The organism is Variovorax sp. FW301-JW7, from assembly GCF_058788795.1.
On record NZ_JBYTBC010000006.1, the window covers coordinates 200,406 to 218,738 of the forward strand.

3 protein-coding genes are annotated in these 18,333 nt (G+C 72.4%); all 3 read right to left on the minus strand.

Annotation, left to right across the window (positions count from 1 at the left end; genetic code table 11):
* Positions 1–89: 89 nt before the first annotated feature.
* Genes AC3WQM_RS18365 through AC3WQM_RS18375 form a run of 3 tightly spaced genes read right to left on the minus strand, consistent with a single transcriptional unit; the run spans position 90 to position 18,331 of the window.
* Entirely contained in the window at positions 90–7,466 is a 7,377-nt protein-coding gene (locus AC3WQM_RS18365; RefSeq protein WP_492680701.1) for an amino acid adenylation domain-containing protein, read from the minus strand.
* The gene (locus AC3WQM_RS18370) at positions 7,467–15,230 is read right to left on the minus strand and encodes an amino acid adenylation domain-containing protein (RefSeq protein ID WP_492680703.1); all 7,764 of its coding nucleotides are present in this window, start codon (positions 15,228–15,230) and stop codon (positions 7,467–7,469) included. It abuts the gene before it with no gap.
* Positions 15,227–18,331, minus strand: a complete 3,105-nt coding sequence (locus AC3WQM_RS18375; protein ID WP_492680705.1) for a non-ribosomal peptide synthetase — start codon at positions 18,329–18,331, stop codon at positions 15,227–15,229. The genes AC3WQM_RS18370 and AC3WQM_RS18375 overlap by 4 nt, the downstream gene beginning before the upstream one ends.
* Positions 18,332–18,333: the final 2 nt, after the last annotated feature.

Below are 18,333 nucleotides of genomic sequence, written 5' to 3' on the forward strand. Positions count from 1 at the left end.
CCGACGGATTGAAATAGGGCGGCACCGGCAGAAGGTGCCCTTGACGCACGACCCGGCTTCCGGGTCGTGCGTTTTTTTATGCCCGCGCTTCAGGCCGCGAGGGCTTCGGCCTCGCCCAATCGCTCGCCCAGTTGCGTCAACAACACCGGGCTGCGCAGGATCGCGTGGTGGTCCTCGTCGAGCGCCGCGGCGCTCGCGAGGTCCGGCCGCCCCAGTTGCAGCGCGAGCGCGGCGCGGTCCGCCGCCGGGCGCCGCGCGATCCACCAGCACTCGGCGTGGCAGCACAGCGGCACGAGTGCCTCGGTCTCGATCGCCTTCAGTTGCTGGCTCACGAGGAAGATGCAAGCCAGCTCGTCGTCGGGCAGGTTCGCGTGCGCCGGCATCTCCAGTGCATCGCCACGGGCCTGCGCCTTGGCACGCGCCTGGGCGATCAGTGCAGCGACCGTCGCCTCGTCGCAGACGAAGTCGTCGATGTCCAGCAGCCCGTCCAGGCGCGCCGCCGGCCAGGCCGAGGCGACGAAGTCGGCGAAGTCGCGGCGGCCGTCGTCGTCCACCGTCTGCAAGGGCGCGTCGGGCTCGGGCACGTAGGGATCGACCAGGCCGAGGAACGCCACCGCCTGCCCTTCGCCCTCGAGCCGCGCGGCCACGGCCGCAGCGAGCGCACCGCCGAGCGACCAGCCCAGCAGGTGGTACGGCCCCTGCGGCTGCACGCCACGGAGCATGCGGGCGTAGTCGTCGGCCATGCGCGCCAGCGACACGTCGCGATGCGCGGGATCGGCGAGCATGCGGCACGGCAGGCCGTACACGGTGCGCACGCCCTGCAGGCGGCGCGCCAGCGGCGCGTAGTCGTACACCGTGCCCAGCGCGGCGTGCAGGCAGAACAGCGGCGCCGCACCGGGCACCACGGCGTTCAGGGCCACCAGCGGCGGCGCATCGGCACGCCCGCCCAGCAGCCCCGCGATGGTCGGCGCGCGCAGGAAGTCGTGCAGCTTCAGGTCGAGCGCCGGCAGGCCCAGGCGCCGTGCCTGCGCCATCACCTTCAGGCTCAGCAGCGAATCGCCGCCGAGTTCGAAGAAGTTGTCGTCGCGGCCCACGCGTGCCACGCCCAGCACCTCGGACCAGATGCGCGCGAGCGCCTGCTCGGCGCTGCCGCGCGGCGCGTCGTAGCCGTCGCCACCGGCGAACACCGGCGCCGGCAGCGCATGGCGATCGACCTTGCCGCTCATGTTCAGCGGCAGCGTATCGAGCACGACGATGGCGGCCGGCACCATGTGCTCGGGCAGCAGCGCCGCGAGGCTGGCGCGCAGCCGCGCCGGCTCGATGCGCTCGCCCGCCAGCGGCGACGCATACGCCACCAGCCGCGCGCCGCCCACGCCCTGGCTGGCGACGACCACGGCTTCGCGCACCTGCGGCAGCGCCAGCAGCTGCGCCTCGATCTCGCCGAGCTCGATGCGAAAGCCGCGGATCTTCACCTGGTGGTCGATGCGCCCCAGGTAGGCCATCTGCCCGTCGGCCTCCCAGCGCACGAGGTCGCCCGTGCGGTAGAGCCGGCCGCCCGGCGCGCCGAAGGGGTCGGCCACGAAGCGTTCCGCGCTCAGGCCCGCGCGCTGCAGGTAGCCGCGCGCCAGGCCGTCGCCGCCCAGGTACAGCTCGCCGGCCACGCCGGGCGGCACCTGGTTCATGGCGCCGTCGAGCACATAGGCCGTGCGGTCGCCCACGAGGCGGCCGATGGGCATGTAGGCCGCGTCGAAGCCCTCGCCCGGCGCGGCCTTGGCGATCATCGGCGTGATCACGGTCTCGGTCGGCCCGTAGCCGTTGACGATGCGCGGCGGCTTCAGCACCGACTGCACCAGCGCGAAGCTGGTGCGCGGCATCGCCTCGCCGCCCACGGTGTAGGAACGGATCGGCAGCCGGCTCGCGGCCTCGCCCATCAGCTCGGCCATCTGGTGCAGGTAGCCGGGCGTGAAGCAGGCGATGGTGATGCCGTGGCGCGCGATTTCAGCGCAGGTGCGCTCCACCGGCCAGACCTCTTCGTCGCGCGGCATCAGCGCCGCGCCGAAGGCCAACGGCACCCAGGTGCGCTCGTGCGCGCCGTCGAAGTTGATCGACGCGAACTGCAGCTCGCGGTCCTCCGGCGTCATGCCGTAGGCCTCGCCGATGGACTGCACGTGCATGGCCAGCGGGCCGTGCGCCACGGCCACGCCCTTGGGCTTGCCGGTCGAGCCCGAGGTGTAGATCACATAGGCCAGGTGGTCGCGGTGCACGGCCACGCCGGGATCGTGCGACGGGCCGTTCGACAGGTCGAGCCTGTCGAGCGTCAGCGCCTTCACGCCGGGCATGCCGATGCGCTCCAGCACCACGGCATCGTCGGCCAGCAGCAGCGCGACGCCGCTGTCTTCCACCATGTAGGCCAGCCGCTGCGGCGGGTACGCCGGGTCGAGCGGCACGTAGGCGCCGCCCGCTTTCAGGATCGCGAGCAGCGCCACGACCATGTCGGCCGAACGCCGCACCGCGAGGCCCACGCGCACTTCGGGCCGCACGCCCGCGCGCACGAGGTGGTGCGCCATTCGGTTGGCGCGCGCCTCCAGCGCGGCGTAGCTCAGCGTGCGGTCGCCGAAGATCAGCGCGGTGGCCTCGGGCCGCAGTGCGGCCTGGCGTGCCACCAGCACATGCACCGGTGCGGTGTCCTGGTAGGCGGGCGTGTTCTCGCCCCAGGCCTGCAGGCGCTGTGCCTCGTCGGCGGTGTGCAGATCGAAGGCCACGACGGGGTGCGTGGCCGCCTGCGCGAGGTCGTCGGCCACGCGGCGCACCGCATCGTGCATGTACTGGCACACGCGCGCGGCGCCCACCGCCGCATCGACCTGCGCGGTCAGCGCGAAGCCGTCGGCGCGTTCGTTCACCGACAACGCGAAGGCGTAGTTCGAACGCTCCTGCGCGCCGAGCGTCTCGATGCCTTCCCAGCCGCCGGCATCGGCACCCGCCTCGGGCGCCTGCGCCACATAGCGGTAGTTCAGCAGCGTCGAAAACAGCGGCGTGCCCTTGGGCACCGCGCTGCAGCGCTGCGCGAGCGACAGGCTCGCGTGCTCGTGGTGCAGCAGGCCGGCCAGCGCGGCGTGCGTCTGGCGCACGCAGGCCAGTGCATGGCTGCGGCCCAGCGTCACGCGCAGCGGCAGCGTGTTGATCATCATGCCGAGCGCGCGCCCCGCGCCCTCGCCGCCCGCGAGCCGGCCGAACAGCACGGTGCCGAACACCACGTCATCCTTGCCCGTGGTCTTGGCCAGCACCAGTGCCCACGCCAGGTGGAACAGCGTGGCCGCGCTGACGCCGCTGCGCTGCGCCTGCGTGCGCACGGCCTGCGCCAGCGCCGCGTCGAGTTCGAGGTGTGCTTCTTCCACCGCCGTGCCGTCGCCGCGCGCATCGAACAAATCGAAGGGTGCGGTCGGTTCGCGCACGTCGCCGAGCATGTGGCGGAAGAAGGTCTCTTGCTCGCTCACGTCGGCACCGAGCCGCGCCTGCGCGACGAAGCTGCGGAACGGCACGGGTGGGGGCAGCGCGTCGGCGCGGCCCTGCAGCAGCAGCGTGATCTCCTCGACCAGCAGGTCGCGCGACACATGGTCGAGCGCCAGGTGGTGGCTCGGCAACTGCAACAGCCAGCCGCCGCCCGCTGCGTCGTGCGCGGCGATGGCACGCAGCATCGGCGCGCGGCGCACGTCGAGGCGGTAGTGGCCGGGGCGAACATGCGCCTCGAGTTGCGCGGCGACATCGCCTGCGGCGGCGTCGATCGGCAGCCATTCGATCTCGGCGGGTGCATGGCGGTGCACCACCTGCACCGGCTCCGCCAGCCCTTCCCACAGCACGGCGGTGCGCAGCATGTCGTGGCGCGCGATGACGCGGTTCAGGCAGTCCATGAACGCGTTCAGCCGCGCCTGGCTGTCGAAGCGCATCTGCAGCGACTGCACGTAGACGTCGCCCTCGGCCTGCATCAGGTGATGGAACAGCAGGCCTTCCTGCAGCGGCGCGAGCGGGTAGATGTCCTGGATGTTGGCCGCGCCGCCCGGCACGGCGGCTTCGATGCGGCGCAGCTGCGCGTCGTCGAGCGCGACCAGCGGCAGCATCTGCGGCGTGAGCCGTGTGCAGCCTTCGGGAATCGCGTTGTCGGGCACCACCGGCGCCGGTCGCGGCGAGGCGCCGGCCTCCAGCGTGGCGCGCGCGAAGTCGGCGAAGCGCGGGTTCTGGAACAGCGTGCGCACCTGCGCGCCGAAGCCCTGGCGGCGCAGCCGCTCGAGCAGCTGCATGGCCAGCAGCGAATGGCCGCCGAGTTCGAAGAAATTGTCGTTGCGGCCCACGCGGGGCGCGCCCAGCACCTCGGCCCACACGGCGGCCATCGCCTCCTCGGCCGCGCCCTGCGGCGCTTCCCAACTGTCGGCTGTAGCAGCGAACACGGGCTCGGGCAGCGCGGCGCGGTCGACCTTGCCGTTGGCGTTCAGCGGCAGCGCCAAGAGCACGGTGATCGCCGACGGCACCATGTACTCGGGCAGCACCTGTGCCAGCCCGTCGCGCAGCGTGAAGGCCTCGACCGGGCGTTGCGCGTCGAGGCTCGACACGTAGGCCAGCAGCAGCGCACCGCCTGCACGCTCGCGCGCGACCACCACGGCCTCGCGCACGCCGGGCTGCGCGCGCAGACGCGCCTCGACCTCGCCGAGCTCGATGCGGAACCCGCGCACCTTCACCTGGTGATCGAGCCGCCCCAGGTATTCGAGCTGCCCGTCGGCACGCCAGCGCACGAGGTCGCCGGTGCGGTACAGGCGCCCGCCCGCGGTGTCGAAGGGGTCGGCCACGAAGCGCTCGGCGCTCAGGCCGGCGCGGTTCAGGTAGCCGCGCGCCAGGCCCGAACCACCCAGGTACAGCTCGCCGGCCATGCCGGGCGGCACCAGGTTCATGTCGGTGTCGAGCACCACGGCGCGGCGGTCGCCCACGGGCGCGCCGATGGGCAGGTAGGCCGCGTCGAAGGCGGTGCCGGCATAGGCCTTGGCGATGGTCGGCGTGATCACCGTCTCGGTCGGGCCGTAGCCGTTGATGAGGCGCGGCGGCTGCAAGGTCTGCATCACGCGCTCGCAGGCCACGCGGCCCATGGCCTCGCCGCCGACGGTGTACGAACGCAGCGTGGGCACGCGCCCTTCCTCGCCGAGTTCGTCGGCCATCTGCTGCAGGTAGCCCGGCGTGAAGCAGGCGACGGTGATGCCGTGGCGCCGCATCTCTTCGCGGCTGCGGTGCACGGTCCACAGCTCCTGGCTGCGCGGCATCAGCGTGGCGCCGAAGGCCAGCGGCGTCCAGATGCGCTCGTGCGCGCCGTCGAAGTTGATCGATGCGAACTGCAGCTCGCGGTCTTCGGGCGTCATGCCGTAGGCGCGGCCGATGGTCTGGATGTGCATGCTCAACGGGCCATGCGCCACGGCCACGCCCTTGGGTTGGCCGGTGGAGCCCGAGGTGTAGATCACATAGGCCAGGTGTTCGGGATGCACCGCGACATCGGGTGCGTCTTCGGGCCCGCTGTCGAGCACGCCGCCGTCGAGCAGCAGCGCGGGCAGCGCCTGCATCGATGCGCCCAGCCGTTCCCGCACGCGCGCCTGCGTGAGCAGCAGCCGCACGCCGCTGTCGGCCGCCATGAAGTCCAGCCGCTCGGGCGGGTAGTCGGGGTCGAGCGGCACATAGGCCGCGCCCGCCTTCAGCACGCCGAGCAGCGCCACCACCATCTCGGGCGAACGCTCCACTGCGAGGCCGATGCGGTCCTCGGGCTGCACGCCCTGCGCGATGAGGGCGTGGGCGAGCCGGTTGGCGCGCCGATCGAAGTCGCGGAAGCTCATCGGCACGCCATCGACGATCAGCGCCGTGGCCTCGGGCCGCAGCGCGGCCTGGCGCTCGACGAGGCGGTGCACGGGCACCTCGTCCCAGGCCGTGTCCTGGCCCTCGCCCCATTGGCGCAGTTGGGCATGCTCCTGCGAACTGAGCAGCGCCACCTCGCGCAGCGTGCGCGTGGGGTCGTCGGCCAGCTGGCGCAGCACCGCAACGTAGTGCGCGGCCATGCGTTCGATGGTCGCGGGCTCGAAGATCGCGCGGGCATACGTGAAGCTCAGGCCGAGCGTGCCGTCGGCCTGCTCCAGCGTGTCGAGCGCGAGCTCGAAGGGCGCCGCCTGTTCGTCGAGTTCGCAGGGTTCGATGCGCAGGCCTTCGAGCCGGTCGAGCGCGCCCAGGTCCTGCTGCCGGTGGTTGAAGATCACCTGGAACAGTGGCGGGTGGCTCAGGCTGCGCTCGGGCTGCAGCGCCTCGACCAGCTGTTCGAACGGCAGGTCCTGGTGCGCCTGCGCGCCCAGAGCCGCTTCGCGTGCCTGTGCCAGCGCCTGGGCCAGCGTGGTGTGGCCGGCCAGTTCGGCGCGCAGCACCTGCGTGTTGACGAACAGGCCGAGGATGCCGGCCGTCTCGGGCCGGTCGCGGTTGGCCACGGGCACGCCGAGCCGGATGTCGCCCTGGCCCGTGTAGCGATGCAGCAGCGCCTGGAAGCCGGCCAGCAGCACCATGAAGAGCGTCGCGCCCTCGGCGCTCGCGCGGCGGCGCAGCGCCTGTGCCAGTTCGCCCGGCAGGTCGAGCCGGTGGCGTGCGGCCAGGTACGGCCCCTGCGGCGGGCGCGCGCGGTCGGCAGGCAGTTGCAGCAGCGGCTGTTCGCCGCCCAGGCGTTCGGTCCAGTAGGCGAGTTGGCGTTCGCCCTCGCCTGCTTCGAGCCAGTGGCGCTGCCAAGCGGCGTAGTCGGCGTACTGCAGGGCGGGCGCGGGCGGCACGGCGGCGGCGTTCCCGTGGCAATGGGCCTGGTACAGCGCGCCGAAGTCGTCGACCAGCAGCTGCATCGACCAGCCGTCGGACACGATGTGGTGCATCACCAGCACCAACAGGTGCGCGGTCTCGCTGGTGCGCAGCAGGCCCACGCGCAACAGCGGGCCGCGCGACAGATCGAAGGGCGTGCGCACGAGGCGCGCAGCCTCGTCGCGCACCTGCGCGGGGTGGGCGCGCAGATCGGCTTCGCGCAGGTCGAGCACCGCCTCGGGCGACACGGTCTGCTGCGGCACGCCGTCGTCGCTCACGCCGAAGCGCGTGCGCAGTGACGGGTGCCGCGCCACCAGCGCCTGCAGGCTCGCGCGCAGCGCCGCATGGTCGAGCGCGCCATGCAGCGTGAGCGCGGCCGTGATGTGCTGCGCCGTGCTTTCGGGGTCCATCTGCCAGAGGAACCACTGGCGCGCCTGCGCATACGACGCAGGCCGCGGCGCACCGGGCACGGCGGCCGGGTCGGGCACGATCGGCAGGCGGCCGAAGTCGATACCCTGCGCACGCAACGCGGCGATGAATTCCTTCTGCCGCGCCGGCGGCAAACCCGCCAGCCGTTGTGCGATGGCCCTACTGCGTTCGCTACTGCTCACTCAACCCCCCAGACTTTCCAACAATGCATCCATGCGATCGAGATCGCTCTCGGCCTGCGCGGCCTGCTGCGCCTGCGCCGGCCCTTGCGCGTCGAGCGCCTGCGCGCACGCCGCCAGGTCGGGCAGCTCGAAGTAGCGCTGCAGCGGCAGGTCGATGCCCATCTGCGCCTTGACCTGCTGGCGCAGCTTGAGCACCGCGAGCGAATGCCCGCCGAGCTCGAAGAAGTTGTCGCCGCGCCCCACGCGCGACAGCCCCAGCACCTGCGCCCAGAGGCCGGCCAGCGCGGCTTCGGTGGCGCCCTGCGGCGGCACGTGGGCACGCTCTTCCGCGGCCTCGGGCGGTGGCAGCGCCTGCCGATCGATCTTGCCGTTGGCGTTCAACGGCAGCCCCTGCGGCATCGCGACGATGACGCTCGGCACCATGTAGTCGGGCAGCGCCGCCGCCAGCCCCGCACGCAGCGCCGCGGGACGCAGCGGCTGGCCTTCGGCGCCGGCCGCATAGGCCACCAGCCGCGCACCGCCCGGCCCTTCCTGCGCCAGCACCAGGGCCTGGCGCACACCGGGCTGCGCGAGCAGCTGCGCCTCGACCTCGCCGAGTTCGATGCGAAAGCCCCGCACCTTCACCTGGTGGTCGAGCCGGCCGAGGTACTCGAGCTGGCCGTCATCGCGCCAGCGCACGAGGTCGCCGGTGCGGTAGAGCCGCCCACCGTGCCCATCGAACGGGTCGGCGACGAAGCGCTGCGCCGTCAGGCCGGCCCGGCGCAGGTAGCCGCGCGCCAGCACCTCGGCACCGACGCACAGCTCGCCGGCTACGCCGACCGGCACGGGGTTCAGATGCGCATCGAGCACATGCAGGCGTGCGCTCGATGCGGGCGTGCCGATGGGTGGCAGGTTTTCATCGCCCGCGCCGTCGAGCACGAGCTCGCTCACCACGTGCGTCTCGGTCGGCCCGTACTGGTTGATGAGCCGGCACTGCGATTCGCGCGCCAGCCACTCGGCCAGCGCGGGCGTGCGCTTGAGCTGCTCGCCCGCCGTGACGACCTGGCGCAGCGCCGGCAGCCGACGGCCCGAGGCCAGCGACTGTTCGGCGAAATGCTGCAGCACCGAGAAGGTGAGGAACATGCGTTCGACGCCTTCTCCGTGCACCAACGCCTCGAGCGCATCGAGGTCGAGCCGCTGCGCGTCGGTGGTCTGCACGAGGCAACCTCCGCCGGCCAGCCCGCTGACCATCTCCTGGAACGCGACGTCGAAGCACGGCGAGGCGAACAGCAGCGTGCGGCTCGCGCCCGGCAGGCGTTGCAGCTGCCACGCGATGAGACGCGCCACCGCGTCGTGGCGCATCGCCACGCCCTTGGGGCGGCCGGTGGAGCCCGAGGTGTAGAGCACATAGGCCAGCTGCTCGCCATGCACCGGCACCGCCGGGTCGTGGTCGGGCCAGGCGGCCATGCCGTCGTCGGCCGCGTCGAGGTCGAAGGCGAGCCGCTGCACACTCGCTGCGTCGGGCAAACGGGGCATCAACGCGCGGCGCGTGAGCAGCAGCGAGGCACCGCTGTCCTCGACCATGTAGGCCAGCCGCTCGGTCGGGAACGCCGGGTCGAGCGGCACGTACGCGCCGCCAGCCTTGAGCACGGCGAGCAGGCCGACGACGGTCTCGGCCGAGCGATCGACCGCGATCGCGACCGCCATGTCAGGCCGCACGCCCTGCGCGATCAGGCGGTGGGCCCAGCGGTTGGCGAGGCGATTGAGTGCGGCGTAGGTGAGGCGATGCTCGGCCGTGACGAGTGCCAGCGCGTCGGGGTTCGCCTTCGCCTGCTGTTCGATGAGGTGGTGGACGGACACGACCTTTTGCGGCGTGAATGCGCCGCGTGACCAGCACGACAACCGCTCGCGCTCGGCCGCATCGGCCAGCGTCAGTCGACCCATGGCCTGCGTCGCATCGCCAGCCAACGCCAGCAGCGCCGCACGCAACTGGCCCACGAGCGCGGCGGCCTGCGCCTCGTCGCACACGTCGAGCGCATGCACGAGGTCGATGTGCAGCGCTGCATCGTCATGCACCATCAGCGTCAGCGGGTACGAGGTTTCTTCCTTCGTGTGCACCGCGCCGAAGCTCAGGCCGGCCGCAGCATCGCCACGCAAGGCCGCATCGACCGGGTAGTTCTCGAACACCACCAGCGTGTTGAACAGGCCCTGCCCGCCCCGCCCAGCCCAGGCCTGGATCTCGTGCAGCGGCGTGTGCTCGTGTTCGCGCGACGCGACCTGCGCCGCCTGCAGTTCGCGCAGCCATTCGCCCACGGGCTGGCCGGGCCGCAGGCGCGCGACCACGGGCAGCGTGTTGATGAACAGGCCCAGCATGCGCTCGGCACCCGGCATCTCGGCGCTGCGGCCAGCGACGGTGGCGCCGAACACGACGGTGCCGGTGCGCGTGCGCTGGCCCAGCAGCAGCGCCCAGGCGGCCTGCACAACGGTGTTGAGCGTGACGTGCGCGGCCCGCGCGGCTTCGCGCAGGCCGCGCGTGGCTTCGGTGTCGAAGGCCAGCCGCTGGCGGGCCTTGCCCGGGCGCGGTGCGACAGGCGGCACCAGCGCCGTGGCAAGGCGCGTCGGTTCTTCCACACCGGCCAGCACGTTGCGCCAGTGCGCCTCGCCGGCCTGCGCGTCGCGCGTTGCGAGCCACGCGATGTGATCTCGGAAACGCCCCGGCGCGGGCTCGCCGGCCTGCCCCGCGTAGCTGCGCAGCACCTCGGCCAGCAGCTGCGCCACGCTCCAGCCGTCGAGCAGCAGGTGGTGGTAGGTCCAGACAAGGTGGTGCCGCTGCGCCTGCGTGCGGGCCAGCGCGATGCGCATCAACGGCGGGCGCACGAGGTCGAAGCCGCTCGCACGCTGCGACGCGGCCAGCCGCGCCAGTGCACCTGGCACGTCGACGCTCTCGCGCAGGTCTTGCACGGCCCACGGCATCTCGGCGGCGCGCACCACCCATTGCAGCGGCGTGGCGCCGTCAGCCAGGAAGCCGCTGCGCAGGATCTCGTGGCGCGCGAGCACGCGCTGCCATGCGGCGCGGAAGCGCTCGGCATCGAGGCCGTCGATGTCCATGCACAGCTGGTTGACGTAGGCCTCACCCTGTGCATCGACCAGGCTGTGGAACAGCATGCCGGACTGCATCGGCGACAGCGGATAGAGGTCTTCGAGTTGCGCCACGGGCAGCGGCAGCGCGTCGAGCTGCGCGGCGTCGAGCCCGGCCAGCGGGAAGTCCGACGGCGTGACGCCGCAAGCGCCCGAGGTGCAGTGCGCGATCAGCGCTTCGAGTTCGTCGCCGAAGCGGTTCACCCAGCCCTGCACGTCCTCCTGCGCATGCCGCGCCGCGCTGAAGTCCACCGTCAGTTGCAGCGCACCGTCGCGCACCTGCGCGTTGACGCTGAATTCGTGCAGCAGCGGTGCGCTCGCGGCGACCGGCTCGCCCGCGTCTTCAGGTGCGAGCGACCACACGGCCTCTGCTGCACCATCAACCTGCCCCAGGTAGTTGAAGACCAGCTGCGGCCGCGGCAATGCGCGCAGCGCCTGCTGCTGTGCGTCCGTGCCCAGGTGCCTCAGCACGCCATGGCCGAGCCCGCGTTGCGGCACGCGGCGCAGGTCTTCCTTCACGCGCTTGATCGCATCGCCCCACGCGCCCAGCGGATCGAGCCGCACGGGAAACAGGCTGGTGAACCACCCCGTGGTGCGCGACAGGTCGAGCGCCTTCTGCACCGGCAGGATGTCTTCGCGGCCGTGCCCTTCGAGCAGGATCGCGAGCTGCGCATGCCCGCTCCAGCCGCACAGCGCGCGCCCCAATGCCGTGAGCAGCAGGTCGTTGACCTGCGTGCGGTAGGCGGCAGGCGCAACCTTGAGCAACGCCTGCGTGCGCGCGCGGTCGAGCTGCCACGCGATGCTGGCGCGGCGCGCCACGGTGTTCACGCCCTCGGGCCGCGCGCAGGGCAGCGCGACCGGCACGTCGGCGAAGGCCTGCCAGTGCGCGAGTTCGCCATCCATCGCGGCAGCCTCGCTCTGCAGCGCGCGCGCCCAGGCCTGCAAACTGGCGCTCTTCGGCGGCAGCGCGACCGGTTGGCTATCGCGGCACTGTGTGTACGCGGCGGCCAGGTCGTCGAGCACGATGCGCCACGACACGCCATCAACCACGAGGTGGTGCGCGGCCAGCAGCAGGCGCCAGTCGCCGCCGGGCAGGCGGATGACCAGCGGACGCAGCAGCGGCCCGTGCGCGAGGTCGAGGCTGCGCTGCGCCTCGTCGCACAGCGCGGCGATCTGCGCGGGGTTCGCTGCATCGCGCACCCAGAGCCATTCCTCGCGCCAGCGCGCCGGCAGGGCCTCGTAGGCCTGCCGCCAGCGGCCATCGGCCGCGCGATGGAAGCGCAGACGGAAGGCGTCGTGGTGCTGCACCACGGCCGCCAGCGCGGCTTCGAGCGCGGGCACCGCCAGCGGCTCGCGGCCCTGCAGCAGCAGCGACTGGTTCCAGTGATCGCGCTCGGGCATGTCGGCCTCTAAGAACGCGGCCTGGAACGGCAGCAGCGGCACCTGGCCTTCGGCTGCGGTCTGCTCGGCCTGCACCGCAGCGTCCACGGGCTCGGCCACGGCCGCCTGCCCGGCGACGGTCTGGCGCTCGAACATCTGGCGCGGCGTGAGCTTCCAGCCGGCCGTGCGCAGCCGCGACACGATCTGCAGGCTCAGGATCGAATCGCCGCCGAGTTCGAAGAAGTTGTCCTGCCGGCCCACGCGCGGCAGGCCCAGCACCTCGGCCCAGACCGTGGCGAGCGCCTGCTCGACCGCACCCTCGGGCGCTTCGTAGGCCTGCGCCCCGCCGCGCTCGGGCCTGGGCAGCGACTTGCGATCGATCTTGCCGTTGGCGTTGAGCGGCAGGGCCGGCAGCACGCACAGCAGCGACGGCACCATGTACTCGGGCAGCACCTCGGCCAGGCGCGCCTTGAGCACGGCCACGTCCACCGCCGCACCGGGCTGCGGCGACACGTACCCCACCAGCCGCGTGCCACCGGGGCCTTCGTCGGCCACCACCACGGCCTCGCGCACCTGCGGCTGTGCCAGCAGCTGCGCCTCGATCTCGCCGAGCTCGATGCGAAAGCCCCGTACCTTCACCTGGTGGTCGATGCGGCCCAGGTAAACCAGCTGGCCGTCGTCGCGCCAGCGCACGAGGTCGCCCGTGCGGTACAGCCGCTCGCCGCTGTCGCTGAAGGGGTCGGCGACGAAACGCTCGGCCGTGAGGCCCAGCCGGTGCAGGTAACCGCGCGCCAGGCCGATGCCGCCCAGGTACAGCTCGCCGCCCACGCCTGGCGGCACCGGGTTCAGGCCCGCGTCGAGCACATAGGTCCTGCAGCCCGCGATGGGCCGGCCGATGGCGACATGGTTCAGGCCGTCGGCGCGGCAGGTCCAGTGCGTCACGTCGATGGCCGCCTCGGTCGGGCCGTAGAGGTTGTAGAGCCCCGCGCCCGGCAGGCGCTCGAATACCTTCGCCTGCGCCTCGGCCGGCAGCGCCTCGCCGCTGCAGACGATGCGCCGCAGGCTGGTGCAGGCCTCGATGCCCTCGTGCGCCAGGAAGGCCTGCAGCATCGAGGGCACGAAATGCAGCGTGGTCACGCCGTGCGCGCGGATCAACTCGACCAGGCGAGCCGGCTCGCGGTGATCGCCGGGCGCAGCGACGACAAGGCGCGCGCCCTGCATCAGCGGCCAGAAAAACTCCCACACCGACACGTCGAAGCCGAACGGCGTCTTCTGCAGCACAGTGTCGCCATCATTCAACGCGTAGGCGTCCTGCATCCAAGCCAGGCGGTTGTAGAGGGCGTTGTGGCGGTTGGCCGCGCCCTTGGGACGGCCCGTGGAGCCCGAGGTGAAGATCACGTAGGCGAGGTTCTCGCCATGCAGTGCGACCTGCGGGCAGGCGGTGGATTCGGCCGACAGGTCGAGCGCATCGAGCGCCAGCAACTGCACATGCGCCGCCACCGGCAGCGCCTCGCGCAGGTGCGATTGCGTGAGCAGCAGCGTCACGCCGCTGTCTTCGAGCATGTAGGCGATGCGTTCGCGCGGCAGCTCGGGGTCAATGGGTACATAGGCGCCGCCGGCCTTGAGGATCGCCAGCAGCCCCACGACCATCTCGAGGCTGCGCTCGGCGGCGATGCCCACGGGCATGTCGGGCCGTACGCCCCGACCGATCAGGCGGTGGGCCAGCGCGTTGGCGCGCGCGTCGAGTTCGCCATAGCGCAGCACCGTGTCGCCAAACACCAGCGCGACCGCCTCGGGCCGCTCGCGCGCCTGCGCTTCGATCCTCTGGTGCACGGGCTGCGTGTACGGGCGGTGCGGCAGGTTCTCGCTCCACGCACGCAGCCGCGCCTCGTCGTCCGCATCGGTGAGCACGAGGTTCGCGAGCACGCGGTCAGGGTCGTCCGACATCGCCTGCAGCACGCGCTGGTAGGCGCGCACCAGGCGCTGCGCGGTCGTGGCGTCGAACAGGTCGGTGTTGTATTCGAGCCGGCCCCGCACGCTTTGCGGGTCGATGTAGAAGTCCAGCGACAGGTCGAACTTGGCGCCCGCGTCGTCGAACTCTTGCAGCTCGGCGCGCACGCCCGCGAAGTCGAGCGCGACGGCCTCGCCGGCCATCTGCACGCCGAACATGGCCTGGAACAGCGGGCTGCGTGCGGGGTCGCGGCGGTCCTTGCGGCTGGCCAGCAGCACCTCGAACGGCAGGTCGGCATGGTCGAGCGCGGCGAGCGCATCGGCGCGCACCTGGCGGCACACCTCGCGCAGCGTGCGCCGGGGAGCGAGCCGCGCGCGGAACACCTGGGTCGTGATGAAAAAGCCCAGCAGGTCCTGCACCTCCTCGCGGTGACGGCCGGCATTGGGCACGCCGATGGCGAAATCGTCCTGCCCGCTGCAGCGCGACAGCAGCACCTGCCAGGCCGCGAGCAGCACGACGAACGGCGTGCAGCGTTCGGCGCGGCAAAAGGCCTGCAGCGCCGCCGCCAGAGCCGGCGGCAGCTCGAAGCCGAGCGCGGTGCCGGCGAAGGTCTGCTGCGCGGGGCGCGCACGGTCGGTCGGCAGGTCGAGCGACGGCACCTCATCGCCGAGGTGGCGGTTCCAGTGGTCGAGCTGCGGCGCGAGCGCCCCGCCCTGCACGCGGGCGCGTTGCCACACGGCAAAGTCGGCGTACTGCACGGGCAGCGGCGGCAGCTGCACCGGGCCGTCGCTGCGCAGCGCCAGCGCGTAGGCCGCGCCGAGGTCGCGCGCCAGGATCGGGTTCGACCGGGCGTCGGACACGATGTGATGCAGGCAGACGGTCAGCACATGCCGGTCGTCGGCGAGCTTCGCAAGCCGTGCAATCAGTGCAGGCGCGCGGCCCAGGTCGAACACATGCGTCGCGGTGCGGCGCACGAGTGCATCAACCGCGGCCTGCTGCGCTTCGGCGCCCTGGTCCGAGAGGTCGATGCGCTCCAGCGCGAACGGCACCTCGGCCTGCACCACCTGCATCGGCACGCCGTCGTGCTCGACGAAGTGCGTGCGCAGGATCGCGTGGCGCGCAACGACCGCCTGGAACGCGCGTTCCAGCGCATCGACGTCGAGCGCACCGGTCAGCCGGAACACGCGCGGCAGGTTGTAGGCCGTGAGCCTGGGCTCGAGCTTCTGCAGGAAGCACAGCTGCTCCTGCGCATACGACAGCGGCACCGCCTGGCCGTCGTGCACGGTGCGGGTGATCTCGTCCATGGCGATGCTCATGCGGCCTCGCCCACGGATTCGTCGGCGAGGTCGCGCTGCCGGTGCGTCTGCGCCAGCCGTTCGAGTGCGACCGCGTCGGCGCTGGCCTCGCGCAGCACAGCGGCGAGCGCCGCGGGTGTCGGGTGGTCGAACACCACGCCGGCCGCCACCTCGACCTGCAGCAGCTTGCGGATGCGCGCCACCAGCTTGATGACCTGCAGCGAGTGGCCGCCGAGTTCGAAGAAATCGTCTTCCACGCCGACCGGGCCGCTGCCCAGCAGCGTGGCCATGCCGTCGGCGAGCAGCGCTTCGAGCGCGTCGCGCGGCGCCGTCACTGCGCGCCGTGGCGCTTCGGCCGGGGCCGAGGCCTCCAGCGCGAGCCGGTCGATCTTGCCGTTCGGCAGGCGCGCGAAGGCGCTCACGGCCGTGCAGCTCGCGGGCACCATGTGTGCGGGCAGCAACGCGGCGAGTTGCTCGCGCAGCGCGCGGCCGTCGGCCGCCTCGCTGTCGCCGACGAAGAAGGCGGCGAGCGTGGTCGCACCGGCCGCATCGGGCACGGCCAGCACCACCGCCTGGCGCACACCGGGACGCGCCAGCAGCGCCGCCTCGACCTCGGCCGGCTCCACGCGGTAGCCGTGGACCTTCACCTGGTGGTCGGCACGCCCCGCGAGCCTCAGGCCGCCTTCGGGCAGCACCCACGCGAGGTCGCCCGTGCGATAGAGACGCTCACCGGCGCGGAACGGGTCCGCGACGAACACGTCAGCGTTCGCGCGATTCAGGTAGCCTCGGCACAGCTGCGCACCGCCGATGTAGACCTCGCCCAGCCCACCCGCCGGCACGAGGCCGCGCGACGCATCGAGCACGCGCACGCGGTTGTTCGCGAGCACGCGCGTCAGCGGCAGCTGCCCGGGCACGGGCGCGCCGGGTTCGACGGCATGCACCATGACGCCGACCGTGGCCTCGGTCGGCCCGTAGTGGTTGTAGATGGCGCACTGCGGCGCCAGCTGCGCGATGCGCTCGACCAGCGCGCGCGGCGCGGCCTCGCCGCCCAGCACCAGCGTGCGCGGCAGGCAGGGCGCGGCGCTTTCGAGCAGCGCTTCGAGGTGCGAGGGCACGATCTTCAGCGCGTCGATGGCATGCGTGCGCATGAAGCGCGCGAAGGCCTCGGCGTCCTTGGCCTCGTGCGGCGCCGCCACGACGAGGCAGGCGCCGTTGTGGAACGCGCCGAACAGCGCGGTGTTGCCCAGGTCGGCCGCGACCGAGCTGGTGAGCGCCCAGCGGCGGCAGGTGTCGAGCTGCATCGCCGCCGAAGCCGCTGCCACGTAGTTCTGCAGCTGGCCCTGCTCGACGGCCACGCCCTTGGGCGTGCCGGTGGAGCCGGAGGTGTAGAGCACGTAGGCGAGGTCGCTCGGTGCGGCGATGTGCGATGCCACTTCCGCGTCGAGCAACGTGCTCACATCGGGCAATGCCGCGTCGATGGTGAAGATGGGTTTCGCATCGGCCAGCACCGCCGCGCGACGCGCCTCGGGCCAGTCGGGGTCGAGCGGCAGGTAGGCGGCGCCGGCGCGCCAGACGGCGAGGATCGCCACCGGCAGGTCGAGCGCGCGTGGCAGGTTCAGCGCGACGATGGTGCCCGGCACCACGCCCTGCCCTAGCAGCCAGCGGGCGACGCGGCTGGTGCGCTGGTCGAGTTCGCGGTAGCTCAGGCGCTGCTCGCCCGCTTCGAGCGCGGGCGCGTCGGGTGTCTCGACGGCCCAGTGGGCGATGCGCTGCGTGACCGTCTGCGTGCCGACATCGGCCACGGCTTCCTGCGACTGCAGCAGCAACTCGCACTCACGCGCACCGACCAGCGGCAACGCGCCGAGTGCGGCGTCGGGGCGTTCGACGATGGCGTCCAGCAGGCAGAGGTATTGCATCAGCAGGCGCTGCGCCGCCACCTCGCAGTGGCGTGCGGCATCGGCATGCACCGAGAGCGCGGCACCGTCCGCGCCCCATGCGACCTGCAGGGCGAGTTCGAAAGCCGGCAACGGCCCCGGCAGCGCAGCCAGTTGCCATTGCGGATCGATGCCGTGGCGGTGCGGCCGGTCGTGGCACGCGAAGCCGACCGCGAGGTGCGCGGCGATGGGCGGCGCCTCGACGGCCCAGTATTCCTGCGCCTCGACATGCGCGGCCAGCGTGCCGTCGACGTTGTCGAACCAATCGGCAAAGCGCGTCTCGGGGGCGGTCTCGACGATGAGCGGCAGCACCTTGTCGAACACGCCGACCGCACCCTGCATCGGCGGGTAGTCGCGACGGCAGTCGTGCTGCCAGCCAGCGATGAAACGGCCGGTGCCGTCCAGCCGCGCGATCAGCAGCCACCAGACGGCCTGCAGCAGCGTGTCGGGCTGTGCGCCCAGTGTGTCGGCGCAGGCGGCAATGCGGCCTGCGAAAGTGGCGTCGACGGATTCGTCGGCACGCACACGCGCAGCCTGTTGGGAGGCGGCAGCCTGCCGGCCGACCAGGCGCGGCAGTGTGAGCGAGGACGCCTGCGCGAGGTAGCGCTGCCAGTAGGCGCGTCCCTCGGCGGCGTCTTCGCCGTCGAGCAGGTCCTGGCGCCAGGTCACGAAGCGTGCATACGGGAACACCTCAGCGGCATCGAAGCTGTTCGCGTCCACGAAGGCCGTGGCGATCTGGTCGAACAGGTGCTGCAGGCTGCCGCGGTCGCCGACCCAGGCGTGCACGGAAAGCGCCAGCGTGTGGCGCGCCTCACCGGTGCGCGCGAGCCCGGCATGGACCATCTCGCCGCGCGCGATGTCCAGCGGCGCGGCCTGCAGGTTCGCCAGCCATTCGGCCAAGGCAGCTTCAGGCGCATCGCGCAGGTCTGCGTTCGCCCAGGCCAGCGGCGTCATCCCGTCGGTGTACTGCTGGCGCAGGCCGCGGTAGCCCGGCACCGCACGGATGGCGCTGCACAGCGCGCCGTGCGCGCCCAGTACGCGCGCCACCACGTCGCGCAGGCGCGCCGCGTCGAGCCCGCCCTCGATGTCGGCGCGCAGTAGCAGGCGCGGCGCGTCGGCCGGCACCGCGCGTTGTTCGGGGCTCAGCGGGAAGGTGGTGTCGTCGAAGTGGTCGGTCATGGTCGTCATTT